Raw genomic sequence first — 15,387 nt, 5'->3', positions numbered from 1 at the left:
CGAAGTCGAGCTGTCGCCAGCGGTGTCAGCGGCGGCTGCGCTCAGAACGGAAGCCTTTGCTGGGTCGACTTAGGCAACGCCGCGTCATTCCAGAGTTTTTGCGGCAGCTCATGGCGACTGAGGTGAATCAGGCGATACAGCGGGCCGCGATTTGCGTTCACGAACAGCGGCTTATTCGCCGACACCTGCATGCGGGCCAGCTCGACCACGAGCGACTCCCAGTACTCCAGGTATGCCCCGACATGCTCGCGCTTAGGTAATACGTCGAGCTTGAGCGCATCACGCCACCCGGGCGCTGCTGCATCCAGGCGCGAGCTGCTCAACTTGAAATCGCCGCCGATATTGCGCTGCACGTCCATCACGCTGAAGTGAATCAGGATGTCGATGTGACGCTGTGACGAGAGCTTGCGGATGAGCTCGAAGTCCAGCTGCTCGATGCTGAACGGGTCGAGATAGGCGAAATGCAAACCGTGTGGCAACTCTGCCATCACCGTGTCGACGGTCTGAATCGCGCTACCGACGAAGGAGCGGACCGGTGCATTAGCTGCAACCAACCGGCGCTCGCAGGCATCGACCGCGTCGCCGTCGAGGTCACCGATAAACACTTGGCTGAACGGGCCTTGGCCGCGCGCGGACATTTTCCACGCGGTGAGGACGCCACCGTCCAACATCTCTTTCGTTTCCCGGTTGATGACGCGGCCGGGCCCGCAAAAGAGGTCGATAAATGAGGTGTAGCCCCATCTCGCCCGGGCGCCCCGGGCGGAGTCAACGTAACGGGACAAGGCGATGTGCTTCAGTTCCGACCACGCACCGACCTTCATCACGGGAAGGCCGTCTACCGGGTCGTAGACCGGTTTCTCAGATTCTGTATTTTTCACGCTTTTGTTGCGTAACAACGCGTGTATTGGGGATTCAAATAATACGGCAACGTGCCGTTTACAAGGGGGTAAACCTGCTAATCTTGCAAAAAACAAGGCCCATCAAAATATCCATGGCCAAGAGCGAAGATAAATATGACTGGCTCGTGGGTCACGCCCCGCCGAAGCTGGACCAGCACAGTGCAGTTAAACATTCGATTGTGCGTAGCTATATCACCCGCTACATCGAGACGTTAATGTCGCAACCGGGTATCCCGAAGCTGACACTTTCACTCGTCGATGGATTTGCGGGCGGCGGCGAATATCTCGATGAAAACGGTGCCGGTTCGGTGGACGGGACGCCGCTCGTCATGCTCCAAGCGGTCCATGAAGCCCGGGCGAAAATCAATGTCGGCCGAACCGTAACGCCGCGCGAAATCGATGCCGAGTTCTTCTTCGTTGAGAAAAACAAGGAATCGGCGAAGTACCTGCATCACCATATCGAAAAGCGTCGCGGTGAAGGCGCGATTGCGAACGAGGACTATCCTCGAATCAGCCTTCGGAATGGCGATTTTGAGAGCGAGTTGCGGGGTGTCGTTGAGCGCATCAAGAGCCGACGGGCCGGCGGGCGTGCCATCTTTCTGTTGGACCAATACAGCTACGACGCTGTCTCGATGGAAAGCCTACGTTGGCTGATGACCGAGCTTCCGCGGGCAGAGGTCATCCTCAACTTCAACGTCGATTCGCTGTTGACCTTCCTTAGCGACACCGAGCGCAACCGGAAGCCGCTGCGGAACGTCGGTCTCGAGAAATACATCCCTTGGGAGCAACTGAAGCACCTCAAATCTCGGCGGGACTGGCGCGCCACGCTCCAGCGACACATCGCTCATGGCATCAAGACCGAGACCAGGGCCTTGTTCATGACGCTGTTCTTCGTGCGCCCGCACTCAGCGAACCCGTGGAGCTATTGGCTCGTGCACCTCTCGCAGCACTATAAGGCGCACGATGTCATGAAAGCGCTCCACTGGGAGCATTCCAGCGAGTTCGGGCACGAATTGGAGCCAGGCATTTTCATGCTTGGATACAACCCACGCAAGGACGAGGAGTACAGCGGACAGACGTCGCTCCTGTTTGACCTGAGCGGAGAGCAGCGTTGCTTCGAAGCCCTGGTCGACCAGTTCGGTCGGAAACTTGCCGACAGCGGGCAACCAATTACGGTAGCCCAGCTCCTGGAAACGAGCATCTCGAACACGATGGCGGACGAGTCACGGCTTCAAAAGGTGATTCGCGGCATGCACGCGTCAAAGAGCATCGTGGTCACCACGAGCGAGGACCGGAATCGTCGGCCTTCGAAGCTCTACAAGCCGACGGACATCATCCAGTATTCGGGACAGCGGCACTTCCTGACTTAGTGGTTTCTCAGGCGGAACACAGTCGCTCTGGCATGTCGTCCCATGTCTGGCCGTCGAGGAGACGGCCATTCGCCTTCTTGGAGCGACGAACTCCGTCGGTCCCCCAGGCACCCCACTGCTTGAAGAAGAATTTGACGCCTTGGTCCTCACACTGGACCTTCACTCGGCGGACCCACTGCTCATTCATTGGTCGAGCCTTGGGACCAGACTCACCCCCTACGATGACCCAGTCTATGTTGCTGAGGTCAAGCGTCCCAAGGTCCTCCAGAAGTGGCTCTACAGAGAGGAACCGGATGCGTCCTGTGACGCTTCTGAGGTGTTCGATGCGTGGGACGCCGTGGCGGCGGTCTTCGACAGATACGCCTAGCCAGGCATTTTGAGGTATTTCATGTCGGCTGCAGTAGGTCGCCAACCTCTCAGCACGCTTCGTGAGAATTTGGAAAGTGTGCTGGGGGCAGGCTCTTATGGAGTCAAACACCTCATTAACGAACGCGTCTGAGACAGACTGATGGAAGAGGTCCGACATCGAGTTCACGAAATAGACTGTCGGGCTCTTCCGCTTCTGCGGCTCTTCAAGCCGATTCGGTAACAACGTGAGACGAAAACCGTTCTCGTAACCTGGAGTGCCCATGGCCTTGAGACGCTTGGCCATTCCCTCCGCATAACAGTTCTTGCAGCCTTGGGAGATTTTCGTGCACCCGACCGTTGGGTTCCACGTGCGTTCCGTCCATTCAATTTTGCTTTGCCCGCCACTCATTGGTCGACCTCTCTTGTAGAGTGCGATTCTATCCAGCTTCTTTCAGCCCGGAAGCGATAGCCATGCTTCCATCATGTACTAACTGAAATACGCCGCTGTCATATTGTCGTCGCCGTTCTATGTGTCCGGCCGCGGCTTGATGGGTATTGACTGCGTTTATGCTAACTCTGGTCCGCCTCGTGGCGCTTGACGACGCCTTCAATGTCCAAGAGCCCGCTGAGTCGACTTAAAAGATGCGTGGGACGGTAAATGAACCCGCTCATTTGAGCTGCGTAGTTCGTAGGAGGGACACTTGCCATCACGAACCCTGTTCGCAGCAAAGCGCCGGCTGTCGCCATGAAGGCATCAACGTTGTCGAAAACATCGGGTACGAGCTCTTGGATTGCGCGGAGCTGCAAATCGCGCGGCTCTAACGCTGGTCCGCCATCCTCGCAGAGTCGTGCGAACGTGCCGAGCAGAATGACTTCTTCCCGTTTAAGTGGGGCGAGAATATCTGCCAGATATAGAAATTCGTCCGCCGTCATTGACCGATGGACAACCTGTCCGGCGAAGACCGCCCCCATCAGCCGAAGATTGAGTCTGGCAGCCCCTTCCTCAGCCGCGCGTTGAAATCGGAATAGAGCAGCTATCACCTCAGGAACATCGCTGTCGCTTGGAGTCGTTTTCCCAGCCTTCAGCTCCTCGAGAAGGATTCGCACGGCAGTCGCATGGCGTCGTTTCATTACGCCTTTCAGTGTTTCTGCTGCGAGAGCAGACGCCGAACTGGCTGCTGCAAATTTCTCAGCGCTCAATCCGTCGCTCATCACCGAGTTGAGCATTGTTAGCACGAAGTCCGTCATTCTTTTCTACCGAAAGCTCATTTGCTGTTTATGCGTCTCATACCGACAGCGAGGTCTGAAGGTTGGTTGCCGCGCTAGAGGACATCCGATAGGCCTCGTGGGTTAACGGCCGTACTTGCGAACAGAGCCGACTACAACACCAACTATCTCAAGCGACCCCTGCGGTCGAATCACCTGAAAGTCCTGATTAGCGGGCTCGAGATAATACGCACCATTCTTGTCGAGACGCAGAGTCTTCACGGTCATCTCGCCATCGACGACCGCAACGACGATGTCGCCAGGACGAGTCGGCCGATTCTTCTCGACGACCACCAAGTCTCCGTCCAGAAGACCGACATCTCGCATCGACTCACCTCGCACCCGGCAGAGCACTGTTCTGTTTGGGTCATCAACGAGGTAATCGTCGATAGTCAGCAGTTCCGGCGGTTCCTGCCCCTCAGGCTGGGGCTGACCGGCTCGGACGGCGCCGAGCACGGGGCGACCGAAAAAACGGCGCGTCGGCGCGATGCGACCTTCGACTCGTTCGAGGAAGCCCGCCTCGGATAGCCTTTTGATAAGGGCGAAGATGCTGCTCGTGCTTGTTAGGCCAACGACATCGCAGAGTTTCGACATCGCTGGAAAGGTCTGATGTCGCTTCCAATAACTACGTAGAGCGGCCAAGTGCGTTTCGTCGTTCATTTGCTCGACCCATCGAACGTTCATTCGATAGCATTGTAGCGCATCTGCCGCGCACTCGAATGAGGTTGCGGCCGCCTGCTTCACTCGACTCGACGCAGAAGCACATGACTACGAGACGCTGGACGAAGCGAAGTTGGAAGGGGTTCGTGTCTGCGCAGACCTGACCGACCGGACCAACATCGAACTGCGTGCTGTGTGCGTCGCGTTGACCGGCGTTCGCGATGCCTTCAGGCAAGCGAACCGACGCTTTGCGCAACTTGGCGAACAGATGGAATCGATAGTTTTCGACGCAGATAGAGCTCACGCGCAGCTGCTAGGCAGCTATGCCCGCCGGCGCTTCGCCTGAGCTGGAGCGTCTGCGTTCTCGCCGACTAGATTATCCAAGGATGCGCCGAAGCGACGCCCTGAGAGGTATCTTGTTGTGATGGTCTCGATTCCGATGCGCAATCGGACTCATCGGACGCGGCTGGTATTACCCCAAATTTCAATGAGGGCGGCGATGAGCAAAGGAACAGGCGGCAGCCAAGGCGGCGCGCGCGGCAACTCGGGCGGTGCATCGAAGGGCTCGTCCAGCGGGGCCAAATCAGCCGGGAGTGGTGGCCGGTCGGGAAGTGGCTCTTCCGGCGGTAACTGGCCGAGCACGACTGGAAATCCGTCAGGCGGTGGGCGTGGCAACGCTGCGCCTCGCGGAAGTCGTTGACGAACTGTTCGTCGAGGGTCGCACACGCGCTCCGCCAGTCCGCCAAAATATTTTTCTGGAAAATCTCCCCAGCACACGGCGAGGTTTGCGAACACGGTCTCCAAATCGAAAATCATCACCCCTGTCGCGCGGTATACATACTGCTGCCCGTTCCTCGGTGCGGCCGCGCGACTGTTCGGACATCAACGGCAGCAGTCGCGGGACAGCCGGTACTGTGGGATAGCCTTGAGATACCGGACAGGGTGGCGAAGTTAGCGCCCTGAGGCGAACGGCTGACGGGCGACGCTGGCTCCGAGGGGCATCTTAATGATGTTTGGAACGTGTCTGAAGGCCTCGCTCAGGATAAGGCGGGGCTCAACTTCACCAAGGGGCATCACTCGAAAAACAGGATGAACGCTGAGGAGACGCGTTGAAACGTAGGAAGGTGAGTACAGGGTTTTCGGGGGGTGTGCGCGCCGCAGTGGCCGATGGGGTGGTGGCGGTTGCCGTGGAGCGCCCGGCGCGCGGCGTGGCGCCTACGGCAGCGCTCGGCTAATCGTCGCTCGAGGGCGACAGTTCCCGCGTGCGCTTCATGACCCACGCGACCTCGCGCTGCGAGAACTCCCACTCGCCGGCGTCGACCTTCAACTTCACGCCCTTTTCGGCGCGACTCAGCGCCACGTCAGGCGTCAGACCGGATGTCGCAATCTTTCGTGAGGCGTATTCGCGGCTTAATGTACACGTCCACTGGAGCAACTAAGCGAGCGCCGTGACAGCAATCTCCACATCAAGCCCCTTGCGCATGAGCAGCGATGTGACGCATGCGCGCGTCGGCGCAGTGCCTTCCGCAACCCAGGCATCCCAGACACCATTGAATTCAGCGAAATGCTCGGGGCTACTCAACCAGATGTTCGCAGTCAGAAGTCGAGTCTTGTCAATGCCCTCGGTCTCGAGCAGTTTGTCGATACGGTCGAGCACTTCTGTCGTCTGAATTTCGATTGAGGCATTGGGCGTGTGGGGTACCTGGCCCGACAGATACACCGTACCGCGCGCCACAACAACTTGGCTCATGCGAGCGTTTGTTTGCAATCGCTGAATCTCGTTACCCATGGTTCAGTGGTCCCTGTCTCGAAGCTTAGATGGCGAACTCGTATGTCCGTGCTTCGTTTCTGCCTGCGAGCTGATAAGGCGAGATGTCGATTCGAGTCGTTCGGCCTCGAACGGCGTCTGTGACCAATTTCGCACTGGCAGCGGCGAGGGTGAAACCAAGGGAGCCTTGGCCGGTATTGAGCCAAAGATTGGGGAAACGAGTGGCTCCGAGAAGGGGTTTGCTATCAGGTGTGGTCGGGCGAGACCCCGTCCAAATCTGCGTCGCCGAAAAGTCGCCGGCGTTTGGCATCGTAGCTTGCGCTTGCGACTGCAACAGGCGAATTCGCGCAGAGTCTTCTTTCGAACCGGCAGGCGTCATATCGACCATGCCTGCAATGCGGAGCTGGTCGCCGAGGCGAGCGTATACGATTTTGTGATGGAGGTCAGTCACACTGACCTTCGGTGCTACGTTGCCAAGGTTCACTGGTACGGTAAGGCTGTATCCCTTGAGCGGATACATGGTCAGATTGATACCGAGTGGATGGAGGAGATTTGGGCTACCGTTGCCAAGCGCGACAATGTAGTCGTCCGCGATGATGTCGCCTTCTGAGGTTTGAGCAGCCACCACTTTGCCACTCTCCTGCCTCAGCCCGTGCAATTGCGTCCCAAAGAGAAAGCGCACGCCATACTTTTCGGTCGCCAATCGGCTGAGTTCTCGAGTGAAAAGATGGCAGTCACCGGCTTCCTCTGATGCGGTGTAGATGCCGCCAACGAGCTTTTGGTGGATGCTTTCCAGAGCCGGCTCGACGGCAATGCATGCATCGGCATCGAGTGCCGACTGCTCGACGCCAAACCCGGCCTGGAAATCCATTTGCTTGCGCGCGCCCGCAAAATCCTCGGCGTTGCGGTAGACGACGAGTTTTCCGCTCTTGTTGAAGGCAAAGTCGAGCGATTCGTTCGTCATCAGCTCCTGCATCACTGTCCGGCTGTAGGCACCGAGCCTCAGTAGTTCGACGGTCGTTTGTCGGCTGCGCGCACTCGTGCAATGTCGAAGAAACTCGCAGCACCATTTCCATTGGTCAACATCGAGGCTGGGGCGAAAACGAAGCGGCGCGGTGCGGCTCAACAGCCAACCTGGAAGATGGCTCAGTACCGATGGCCCAGCCAGAGGCGCAACGTAGCTGTAGCTGAGCTGGCCGCCGTTCGCGAAGCTTGCTTCAGCAGCTGCCTGCGTGTGTTTTTCGACTACCGTCACCTGATAGCCTTCGCGAGCCAGAAAGTAGGCAGTAGTCACACCAACAACTCCGCCGCCGAGCACACAGACATGCATTGTCATTCAATTCCCAAAATGGTTCGATTTGCTGCGGGGTCGTGTCAATCCCGAGATAAATCCAGTATGGGAAGGTTCGGCAGTCGTCGCAATTGAGAATTCGACGCAGGACATAACCCATGGTTAAGTGCAGGAGCTCTTGTCTGGATGTACGACGCGTTGCCCACTATTTGGCAATTGATGCGTCGTCTACGCAGGGAGGCTGCGCATAACCGCAGGTTATGTCGAACTAAAAAATTGCATTAGACTGCTTGGTTCTCACGGGAAACAATCAGACTCGACATAACTTTTAGGAAAGTTGGTTGACTGTCTGGAGTTAAGCCAACGCATGCACATGAAACTGATTACCGATGAACAGGTCCGCGGCGCCCTTACCCTCAACGAGAGTAGTTCGGTCGTGCGCGATGCGTTTCTCGCGGACGCACGGGGTCGCGCAGTCTCGCTGCAAAGAAGTCGTAAGCAATTAGACAATGTGACCCTCAGCGTGATGGGCGGGATTGTCACGGACGCGGAGGTGTGCGGCGCGAAGGTCTATTCAACGCTGGCAGGCAAGTTCGACTTTGTAGTCGTTCTCTTCGATACGAAGGACGGACGCTATCTCGCAAGCATCCAGGGCAATGCCCTTACAGAGTTCCGCACCGCTGCAACCACCCGCGTGGCTGTCGAGGCACAACTCCCGGAAAACGCGAGTACCCTCACGGTGTTTGGTGCTGGGGTGCAGGCAAAAGCGCACATCGCAGCTCTGCTTGAGATTGGCGTGTTCAAGCGCGTCTACATTGTCAGCAAAGGCGATGGCGAGCAACTCGCCTCAAAATTCAGAGCTAGTCATCCGGATGTCGAGTTTTTGACCGAAGACATCCAGTCTGCGGTGTCGCAGGCAGATGTGCTCGTCACCTGCACGCGTAGTCCGACTCCGATTTTCGACGGCGCTCTCCTGAAGCCCAACGTCTTCGTGGCTGCAATCGGGTCAAGCAAGCCGCAAACACGCGAGATTGACGACACGACACTTGAACGTGCGAGCCGTGTCATCGTCGAACTGAAAGAGCAAGCGCAGAAAGAAGCAGGTGACCTTCTGATGGCCAAGGAGGGTATCGTTGATTGGGCAAAGGTTGAGGAGTTGGGCCCTGTCCTGGCTGCGTCCGAGGGACAAGAGCGAGCCAAAGGCATCACCGTATATAAGTCCGTTGGCGTTGGTCTTGTGGACGTCGCTCTCTCTGCCTTGGTCTATAAGAAGCTTGCTGCTTAAGGCACGTTTGTGGAGTTCAGCGGCGCGCTCTGTCTCATAGGCCGCCGGTGGACAGCCGGTCACCTGAAAAATGAGGCTCTGAGAATGTCCGTCGCTGAAGACTTCGATTTGTTGATTGTTGGTGGCACGGTCATCGACGGGACGCGGCGCCCGCGCTACGAGGCGGATGTCGGTATTCGTGGCGGTCGTATCGTCGCCATCGGAAACTTGAGAGGCCAAGCCGCAAAAACGACTCTCGACGCCTCAGGGAAGATAGTATCGCCCGGCTTTATCGACTCGCATACTCACGATGACGCCGCAGTCCTGCGCCTACCTTCGATGGACTCTAAGGTTTCGCAAGGCGTCACGACCGTTGTTACAGGCAACTGCGGTGTGAGTATCGCTCCGCTGCGTGCGGACTCGCCGGTGCCCGCGCCGCTCAATTTGCTGGTCCCAGAGAAACCTCAGGATGGAACGTCCTTCCAAACGTTCAGCGACTACGTCGAAGCACTTCGCGCGGCGCCGTGTGCGGTCAACGTTGCACCTATGGTAGGCCATACCACGCTTCGAGCGCGGACCATGGCGGACCTGAGTCGCACCGCGACTTCCGCAGAGATTTCCGATATGCGAGAGTTGCTGACCGAAGCGCTCAATGCGGGCGCTCTCGGCATATCGACTGGAACGGCATATCCACCGGCCGCAGCAGCCACTACGGAAGAAGTCATCGAAGTCTGTCGGCCCCTGACCGGAACAGGTGCCGTGTACGCAACGCATATGCGCAACGAGGCCGATAGCAGCATTGAGTCGCTCGAAGAGACCTTTGCAATCGGTAAAGCACTAGACGTCAAAGTGGTAGTGTCCCACCACAAGTTGATGCGCGAGCAGAATTTCGGAAAGTCGACAATCACGCTTCCTTTCATCCGTGCCGCGATGAAATGTCAGTGCGTAGCGCTCGATTGCTACCCCTACAACGCAAGCTCGACGATGTTGCACCTCGCCGAAGACAGATTGACAGGCAAGATTCGAATTGCGAGCAGCGGCACTCACCCAGAGCTTGTCGGGCGGGAACTCGGCGACATCGCTGAAGAATGGGGCGTGAGTAGGTCTGAAGCGTCGAAGCGGCTGCAGCCGGCAAGCGCCATCTACTTCAGCATGGACGAGCACGACGTGCAGCGGATTCTGGCGTTCGATGAGACGATGATTGGGTCAGACGGTCTTCCTACCGGAGAAAATCCGCACCCACGCCTCTGGGGTACCTTTCCTCGGGTTCTTGGTCACTACAGTCGCACGCTCGGACTCTTCTCGTTGGAGACTGCAGTCTGGAAAATGACTGGCCTGACAGCACAGAATTTCGGGATTGAGCAGCGCGGAATCCTCGAGGTCGGAAACCACGCCGATGTCGTCGTGTTCGACCCCAACACTGTTCTGGACCGTGCCACTTACGATAACCCCAAGGAGCCGGCAGACGGTATCGACTATGTCATCGTGAATGGCACTGTTACGTGGCAGCAGCGCGCCCATCTCGGCGCTCGAAACGGCACTGTGATTACTCGCACGAAGCGATAGTTCGCAAATCAGCCCACCAACTCCCCGAGGCCCGGTCCCGCGAAGAGTTGCTCATCTTCAACGGCGAGTTCAGAGTGGCTGATGGGAGTAAACTTCCATCAGCCACGTTACTATGCCGGCGTAGCTGGGTCACCTGCTTCGGTGCTCGGAGCTGGTGTCTCGCCAACAGTTAAACACGTCACTAGCATGACCATGCGCTTGCGTCACATCGAGGTTTTCCATGCAGTAATGCAGGCGGGCTCTCTCTCGGGAGCGGCTGACCTCTTGAATATTTCTCAGCCGGCCGCGAGCAAAATGCTCGCGCAAGCCGAGCACAGCCTCGGTGTCGCGCTGTTCAAGCGATTGCCTGGCGGGCTCAAGGCCACACCCGAAGCCGTCATGTTGTTTCAAGAGACGAAATCTCTTCACTTGAGCCTTGAGCGAGTCCGGAATCTGGCCCGCAACCTCGCCTCACATCCAGGCGGGATGCTGAGAATTGGGTGCATCCCGAGCCTTGGTCTCAGTCTCGTTCCACAGGCAGTCGCTGCGTTCACTGGCCTTTGTCCCGACGTGTCGCTAAACATTCGAACGGAAAACAACGAGACCCTTTCGGCCCTGTTGCTAGCACAGGAAATCGACGTTGGTATCGCGTTTGAACCGACAGCAAAGGCCGGTATTACCATCGAAGAACTCGGGCAAGCCAAGGCAGTGTTTGTTGGTCCAAACGATGGGACAACCGGTAGTGGCCTCAGTCCTGTCCATCTCGGTGACCTGGACTACTCGAAGTGGATTGGCCTCGACTCCGCGGACCCGCTCGGATTGAAAATAAGCGCCACGTTGGCGACTCTCGACAAGCACGATGTATCGCCCATGATTGAGGTGAAGACCTACTACCTTGCCCGCGCGCTGGCCGAGAGCGGCGTAGGCTTCACGATTATCGACGAATACACCGCCACAGGGATGGGAGACCGCAGTTTCGTCAAGGAGCTCGAACCTGCTTTCTCAATTGGGGTTAGCGTGATGACCGCTGCGAGCAATGCTGGAACTCACGCACTAAAGGTGTTCATGCAACAACTCGCTAAGCGCGTGGGGAGGTCGTAATCGCCGACTTTCATCGGTGGCGCGCGGCGTCGTCCAACGCGTCGCGTAGCAGGGCAATACACGGCTCGGTGACTGGAGGAGGCGTGCGGCCCCGCTTTTTTATGAGCGCAATTGGCCGTACGAACGAGGGATGCTTAATCACGTTAGTCACGAGTTCTGGTTCGGCACGCAGCTCTCTTGCTGACTCAGGCAAGATTGCCACACCTAGTCCCGCGCGTACCATCGCGACGGCTGTCATTGTGTAGGTTGTCTCGCTGGCAATCGTTGGTTGCTCGCCGGTTTGGGCGAACGCGCTATCGACGACTGCTCTTACGCTGGTGCCCGGTGCGGTGAGCACAAGAGGCGAACGCAGCAACTCTCTGATGCCAAATTTTTTTGTTGTTTCGCCATCGAATGCGTCTTCGGGAAGACTGCGACCAGACGGTCCGTTCCCGTGTGAAGCACTTCGAGTGTCGAATCCTGTATGCCACCGTCTGTTAGACCGATGTCGGCCTCATCGTTGCGCACCAATGCATTTACCGCGCCCGCGACCACGGCGCGTATCACTTGGCGGCGGCGTCACGCGTCCGTTGGCGCTGGACGCGCACGGCAAGTCAATGAGTTCGCCGCTGCTGGACATCGAGGTCAAAGGACCGACCCGAACGTAGACTTGCACAGCGGCGACGGGCTGACTGTCGTGTGGAACGTGCCAGCCTTAAAGATTCTGGAAACGCATCTGGGATGCGTTGCCTTTTTTACATACTTGGTCGCGTTTCTGTACGCCTGGAGGTCGGCGCTAGCCGGAAAGCAGGCGTTTCGAATCTTCAGGCGGGTCGAGGCGGTGGCGGAGACCACCGCTTTCATCAGCAATGCGGTGCTGTCAGTCGAGCGTGATGGGCCACTTTGGAAGTTCGGCTTTACGATAGGTCAGCTGGTCATATCGAGGCGTCGCGGAGCCGGGCGCTCCCACGTAAAGAACTCGCTTCGAAACGGTCGAAAACGATGCATAGAAATGCTGCGCCGACTTAACCACCACGATTTTCTTGCTGGCGACATTGCAACCCAACCCCGTGAAAAGGTCGACGTTGATTGCCTGAGCGCGGACGGAAATCAGCACGCACTCGATGCCGTCGACTTCAATCAACGCGGAGTCGCCGACGCTCAGGGGTTCGCCAGTTTGCGCGGTCATGACATGGCCGCGCCTCAATTCCTTCACCAAACAAACGGCGTCGACCGGGTCTCCGGACATCGGGCTGATTTTCCCGCCAATGCGCAACGGCATGCGGGCGCCAACGCCCGCTCCGAACGCCATTTGAATCGCAATCGGGTCCCAGAGCGGTCCAATCGCTACGTCGGAAATCTTGCGCTCGAGCAGCCGTCTCAGGATGAACGTCGAATCGCCTGCCGCGCCGCTGCCAGGATTGTCGGCTCGGTCCGCCAGGATTGCCGGCGTAGGTCCTCCTTCCAGCGCCTTGTCCAGCGCCTCGTCCACCGACAGATAGTTCACGCGCAGCTTATCCCTCAGGGAAATAAGCTCGGCTGCCAATTCCTTTGCCAGCGTCTGCGCCGCCGCCTTGTCGCCGTCCGTGTAGACAAGGACCTTAGTACCCATCGACGGTACGTCACCGGTGGCGAACCCTTGGATGGCGGAAAGAGAAAGCACCCCGTTCTTGCCTTCCATCGCGCTCAGCTTGTCGACGAAGCTACGGCCGGGGTCTCGCGAGGTGTGAATCGGAACGACCATCTTCGTGTCGACAACGGCGGCGACCGGATGAATCTTTCCCGCAAAGGCTTGTGCGCAAAGGTCTACCAGTTCGACCGCACGCTCCTTGATGTCCGTGTGAGGGTATTCCTTGTAAGCGATGAGCAACGTTGCGCTCTCGACCATTTCCTTGCTCAGGTGCGCGTGCGGGTCGAGTTCGGCGCCGATGATTGCCTTCGGTCCCACCAGTTCACGCACGCGAGCGATGAGGTCACCCTCGCAGTCGTCGTAGCCGTCGGCCACCATCGCCCCGTGCAGCCCAAGAAGCACGACATCGATAGGAAGCACTCTTTTCAAGTCAGAGAGAAGCTCATCCCGCAGGCTCTCGTATGCCTCGCGCGTGACGAGTCCCGCAGGCTGGGCTTCCGCGTAAAGGCCTTCGAAAACTGTCCAGCCTTCGCTTCGAGCACGCTCGCGAGCAATGAACATGGGAGCGCCGTAGCGCGACATGCGGTCTGGATGTGTCCCGGAAGGATAAATTCCGCGTTCACGAAAAGCATCAAGTCCCGTCGGCACTGGGGAAAAAGTATTTGTCTCTGTCCCCATCCCTGCAGTGAAAACTCGCATAAGTCCCCCTATTTTGGTCGCCCTACAAGGCGGCGACGCCCCAATGGAAAGCGCATCCGCGCTGTGTGCAGCCAAGTGTGAACGTACGGACGGTTCTCGACAATTGAATATACGAGGGGAGGATTAACCTGTGGTTATGCGGTCGGGACTAAGCTATGCAGCGGGCGCGATATAACCTGAGTCTATGTCTCCCAATTTCTTTTCATTGGACGCAGTAATACCGGCGAAGCAAATTGCAGGGGTGGGTGGTGGTAAGCAAACTAGCCCCGGCCCTAAATATATTGGAGAAGGTGATGGGAGATAAATTCAGCCGAGCGCAGAAGACCGCAGTGATTGCAGGTCTTTTCCTCGCGTGGGCGGTCGGTTACGCCGACCGCATTCTGATGAGCGTCGCGCTCGTTCCAATCTCGAAGGAGTTCATGCTCACCGCTCAGGAGGGAGGCATGCTTCTGAGCGCGTTCTATTTCAGCTACGCAATCATGCAGTTAGCCGGTGGCTGGCTGTCCGACAAGTTCGGCTCCCGGATTGTCGTGGTCGCGTGCGTCGTAATGTGGTCCATCTTCACCGGCGTGACTAGCTTGGGGTGGTCGTTTGCGTCGCTGCTGGTGATTCGCTTCATGTTCGGTCTCGGCGAAGGCAGCTTCTCGCCCGCGAGTTCTGTCACGGTCGCTGAAGTGTTCCCCAAGAAGCAACGAGCGAGAGCCAAATCCTTTCTCGTCTCCACGACGTTTCTGGGCAGTGCCGTTGGCTCAGCAATCATTGCAGCGAGCGTTACCAAGCTTGGGTGGCGTGGGGCGTTCGACATTCTGTCTGTTGTCGGCTTCGCCGTCGCTGTCATTCTCTGGTTCAGTCTGCGTGGCGATAAGCGAGCGCGGCAGAAGACTGATGTAGAGCGTCCTCGCGTCGCCTGGAAGCCAGTTCTTCAATCCCCCTTGGCGTGGAAGCTCACGGCAGTGTGGTTTTTCACCAGTGCCTTGCATGTCGGTGTGAATTCGTGGATGCCGACCTACCTCATGACGAGCTATCACATCAGCTTGAAGCACGCCGGACTTGCTCTGGTCGTGCCCAACCTGATTGCGTTCGCAGGCGCTAATACGGTCGGGTTTTTCCTGGACAAGCTCGATAAGCGTTTTGAGAAGGGTTGCTTGGTCGCGGGCTCGGCTCTCAGCACTGTTTTCTTGGTGCTTATGATTACAACCACCCAAATTTGGCTGCTGCTTACATACTGGACGCTCTTCTCCTTGTCGTTCAATCTGGTGTACGCCACAGTATTCGCCACTCCGCTGCGTCGGGTACCGGAGCAATTGATTGGGAAGACCTCTGGTCTTATGAACTTCGGCGGTCAACTGGCGAACTCCATCTTCCCTGCAATTATGGGCGCCCTTATCACAGCAGCAAATGGAGCATTCTTCTCAGCTTTCTATCTGCTCATTGGGGTCGGAGTTTTGTCGGTGGTCGCTGCGCTCGTATTCAAGGTTCCGAATGAGACTAACAGCTCACTTGAATTGGCGATAAATTGAGCTCACTGAACCGCCTGAAGTAGTTTTATTCGACAGGGGTTCGTGAA

General features: G+C 57.5%; 13 protein-coding genes and 2 pseudogenes. 6 read left to right on the top strand and 9 right to left on the bottom strand.

The window, feature by feature from the left end; translation table 11 throughout:
* Positions 1-41: 41 nt before the first annotated feature.
* Complete coding sequence (gene tcmP / locus BPHYT_RS18540; protein WP_238535600.1) at positions 42-878, bottom strand: three-Cys-motif partner protein TcmP; 837 nt, start codon at positions 876-878, stop codon at positions 42-44.
* A 113-nt stretch (positions 879-991) separates the two neighbouring features.
* Between tcmP and BPHYT_RS18535 the strand changes: the two genes are divergently transcribed.
* The gene (locus BPHYT_RS18535) at positions 992-2,269 is read left to right on the top strand and encodes a three-Cys-motif partner protein TcmP (RefSeq protein ID WP_012434637.1); all 1,278 of its coding nucleotides are present in this window, start codon (positions 992-994) and stop codon (positions 2,267-2,269) included.
* A 7-nt stretch (positions 2,270-2,276) separates the two neighbouring features.
* On the opposite strand, the gene BPHYT_RS18530 is transcribed toward BPHYT_RS18535, so the two are convergent.
* From BPHYT_RS18530 to BPHYT_RS18505, 6 genes are all read right to left on the bottom strand, one after another.
* Positions 2,277-3,026, bottom strand: coding sequence for a DUF5131 family protein (locus BPHYT_RS18530; RefSeq protein WP_012434636.1), 750 nt, complete (start codon positions 3,024-3,026; stop codon positions 2,277-2,279).
* Between the two features lie 161 nt (positions 3,027-3,187).
* A complete protein-coding gene (locus BPHYT_RS36685; RefSeq protein ID WP_012434635.1) occupies positions 3,188-3,865 on the bottom strand; it encodes a hypothetical protein in 678 nt (225 codons plus the stop codon).
* Between the two features lie 102 nt (positions 3,866-3,967).
* Positions 3,968-4,543: a LexA family protein gene (locus BPHYT_RS18520; protein WP_041759055.1), complete on the bottom strand. Its 576-nt coding sequence runs from the start codon at positions 4,541-4,543 to the stop codon at positions 3,968-3,970.
* A 1,231-nt stretch (positions 4,544-5,774) separates the two neighbouring features.
* Entirely contained in the window at positions 5,775-5,903 is a 129-nt protein-coding gene (locus BPHYT_RS39460) for a hypothetical protein (protein WP_274378458.1), read from the bottom strand.
* 75 nt (positions 5,904-5,978) lie between these two features.
* A complete protein-coding gene (locus BPHYT_RS18510) occupies positions 5,979-6,332 on the bottom strand; it encodes a RidA family protein (protein WP_012434633.1) in 354 nt (117 codons plus the stop codon).
* Positions 6,333-6,357: 25 nt separating this feature from the next.
* Complete coding sequence (locus BPHYT_RS18505; protein WP_049869180.1) at positions 6,358-7,641, bottom strand: D-amino acid dehydrogenase; 1,284 nt, start codon at positions 7,639-7,641, stop codon at positions 6,358-6,360.
* A 334-nt stretch (positions 7,642-7,975) separates the two neighbouring features.
* Here BPHYT_RS18505 and BPHYT_RS18500 point away from each other — a divergent pair, with 334 nt between their 5' ends.
* From BPHYT_RS18500 to BPHYT_RS18490, 3 genes are all read left to right on the top strand, one after another.
* Positions 7,976-8,887 (top strand): ornithine cyclodeaminase family protein, encoded by a 912-nt coding sequence (locus tag BPHYT_RS18500; RefSeq protein WP_041759053.1) that lies wholly within the window; start codon positions 7,976-7,978, stop codon positions 8,885-8,887.
* Between the two features lie 84 nt (positions 8,888-8,971).
* A complete protein-coding gene (locus BPHYT_RS18495) occupies positions 8,972-10,432 on the top strand; it encodes an N-acyl-D-amino-acid deacylase family protein (protein WP_012434630.1) in 1,461 nt (486 codons plus the stop codon).
* A gap of 186 nt (positions 10,433-10,618) precedes the next feature.
* Positions 10,619-11,512, top strand: coding sequence for a LysR family transcriptional regulator (locus BPHYT_RS18490; protein WP_049869098.1), 894 nt, complete (start codon positions 10,619-10,621; stop codon positions 11,510-11,512).
* Between the two features lie 10 nt (positions 11,513-11,522).
* On the opposite strand, the pseudogene BPHYT_RS39660 reads toward BPHYT_RS18490, so the two are convergent.
* Positions 11,523-12,055, bottom strand: a pseudogene (locus BPHYT_RS39660) (LysR substrate-binding domain-containing protein); the annotation flags it as partial.
* Between BPHYT_RS39660 and BPHYT_RS39790 the strand changes: the two are divergent.
* Positions 12,049-12,159 (top strand): annotated as a pseudogene (locus tag BPHYT_RS39790) (AtuA-related protein); the annotation flags it as partial. The pseudogenes BPHYT_RS39660 and BPHYT_RS39790 overlap by 7 nt on opposite strands.
* A 212-nt stretch (positions 12,160-12,371) precedes the next feature.
* Here the strand turns inward: BPHYT_RS39790 and BPHYT_RS18485 are convergent.
* Positions 12,372-13,820 carry a M81 family metallopeptidase gene (locus BPHYT_RS18485; RefSeq protein ID WP_012434628.1) on the bottom strand — a complete coding sequence of 483 codons (1,449 nt, stop codon included), beginning with the start codon at positions 13,818-13,820 and terminating at the stop codon, positions 12,372-12,374.
* 293 nt (positions 13,821-14,113) lie between these two features.
* On the opposite strand from BPHYT_RS18485, the gene BPHYT_RS18480 reads away from it, so the two are divergent.
* Positions 14,114-15,340, top strand: a complete 1,227-nt coding sequence (locus BPHYT_RS18480; RefSeq protein ID WP_012434627.1) for an MFS transporter — start codon at positions 14,114-14,116, stop codon at positions 15,338-15,340.
* Positions 15,341-15,387 lie beyond the last annotated feature (47 nt).

The sequence above is a fragment of the Paraburkholderia phytofirmans PsJN genome, assembly GCF_000020125.1.
GTDB lineage: Bacteria > Pseudomonadota > Gammaproteobacteria > Burkholderiales > Burkholderiaceae > Paraburkholderia > Paraburkholderia phytofirmans.
This window is presented reverse-complemented; position numbering and strand designations above follow the sequence as displayed.

Excerpts from the sequence above, each read along its gene's own strand:
- BPHYT_RS36685 (WP_012434635.1), bottom strand. The coding sequence starts at position 3,865 with ATGACGGACTTCGTGCTAACAATGCTCAACTCGGTGATGAGCGACGGA.
- BPHYT_RS18510 (WP_012434633.1), bottom strand. The coding sequence starts at position 6,332 with ATGGGTAACGAGATTCAGCGATTGCAAACAAACGCTCGCATGAGCCAA.
- BPHYT_RS18520 (WP_041759055.1), bottom strand. The coding sequence starts at position 4,543 with ATGAACGACGAAACGCACTTGGCCGCTCTACGTAGTTATTGGAAGCGA.
- BPHYT_RS18535 (WP_012434637.1), top strand. The coding sequence starts at position 992 with ATGGCCAAGAGCGAAGATAAATATGACTGGCTCGTGGGTCACGCCCCG.
- BPHYT_RS18480 (WP_012434627.1), top strand. The coding sequence starts at position 14,114 with ATGGGAGATAAATTCAGCCGAGCGCAGAAGACCGCAGTGATTGCAGGT.
- BPHYT_RS18500 (WP_041759053.1), top strand. The coding sequence starts at position 7,976 with ATGAAACTGATTACCGATGAACAGGTCCGCGGCGCCCTTACCCTCAAC.
- BPHYT_RS18485 (WP_012434628.1), bottom strand. The coding sequence starts at position 13,820 with ATGCGAGTTTTCACTGCAGGGATGGGGACAGAGACAAATACTTTTTCC.
- BPHYT_RS18495 (WP_012434630.1), top strand. The coding sequence starts at position 8,972 with ATGTCCGTCGCTGAAGACTTCGATTTGTTGATTGTTGGTGGCACGGTC.
- BPHYT_RS18490 (WP_049869098.1), top strand. The coding sequence starts at position 10,619 with ATGACCATGCGCTTGCGTCACATCGAGGTTTTCCATGCAGTAATGCAG.
- BPHYT_RS18530 (WP_012434636.1), bottom strand. The coding sequence starts at position 3,026 with ATGAGTGGCGGGCAAAGCAAAATTGAATGGACGGAACGCACGTGGAAC.
- BPHYT_RS18505 (WP_049869180.1), bottom strand. The coding sequence starts at position 7,641 with ATGCATGTCTGTGTGCTCGGCGGCGGAGTTGTTGGTGTGACTACTGCC.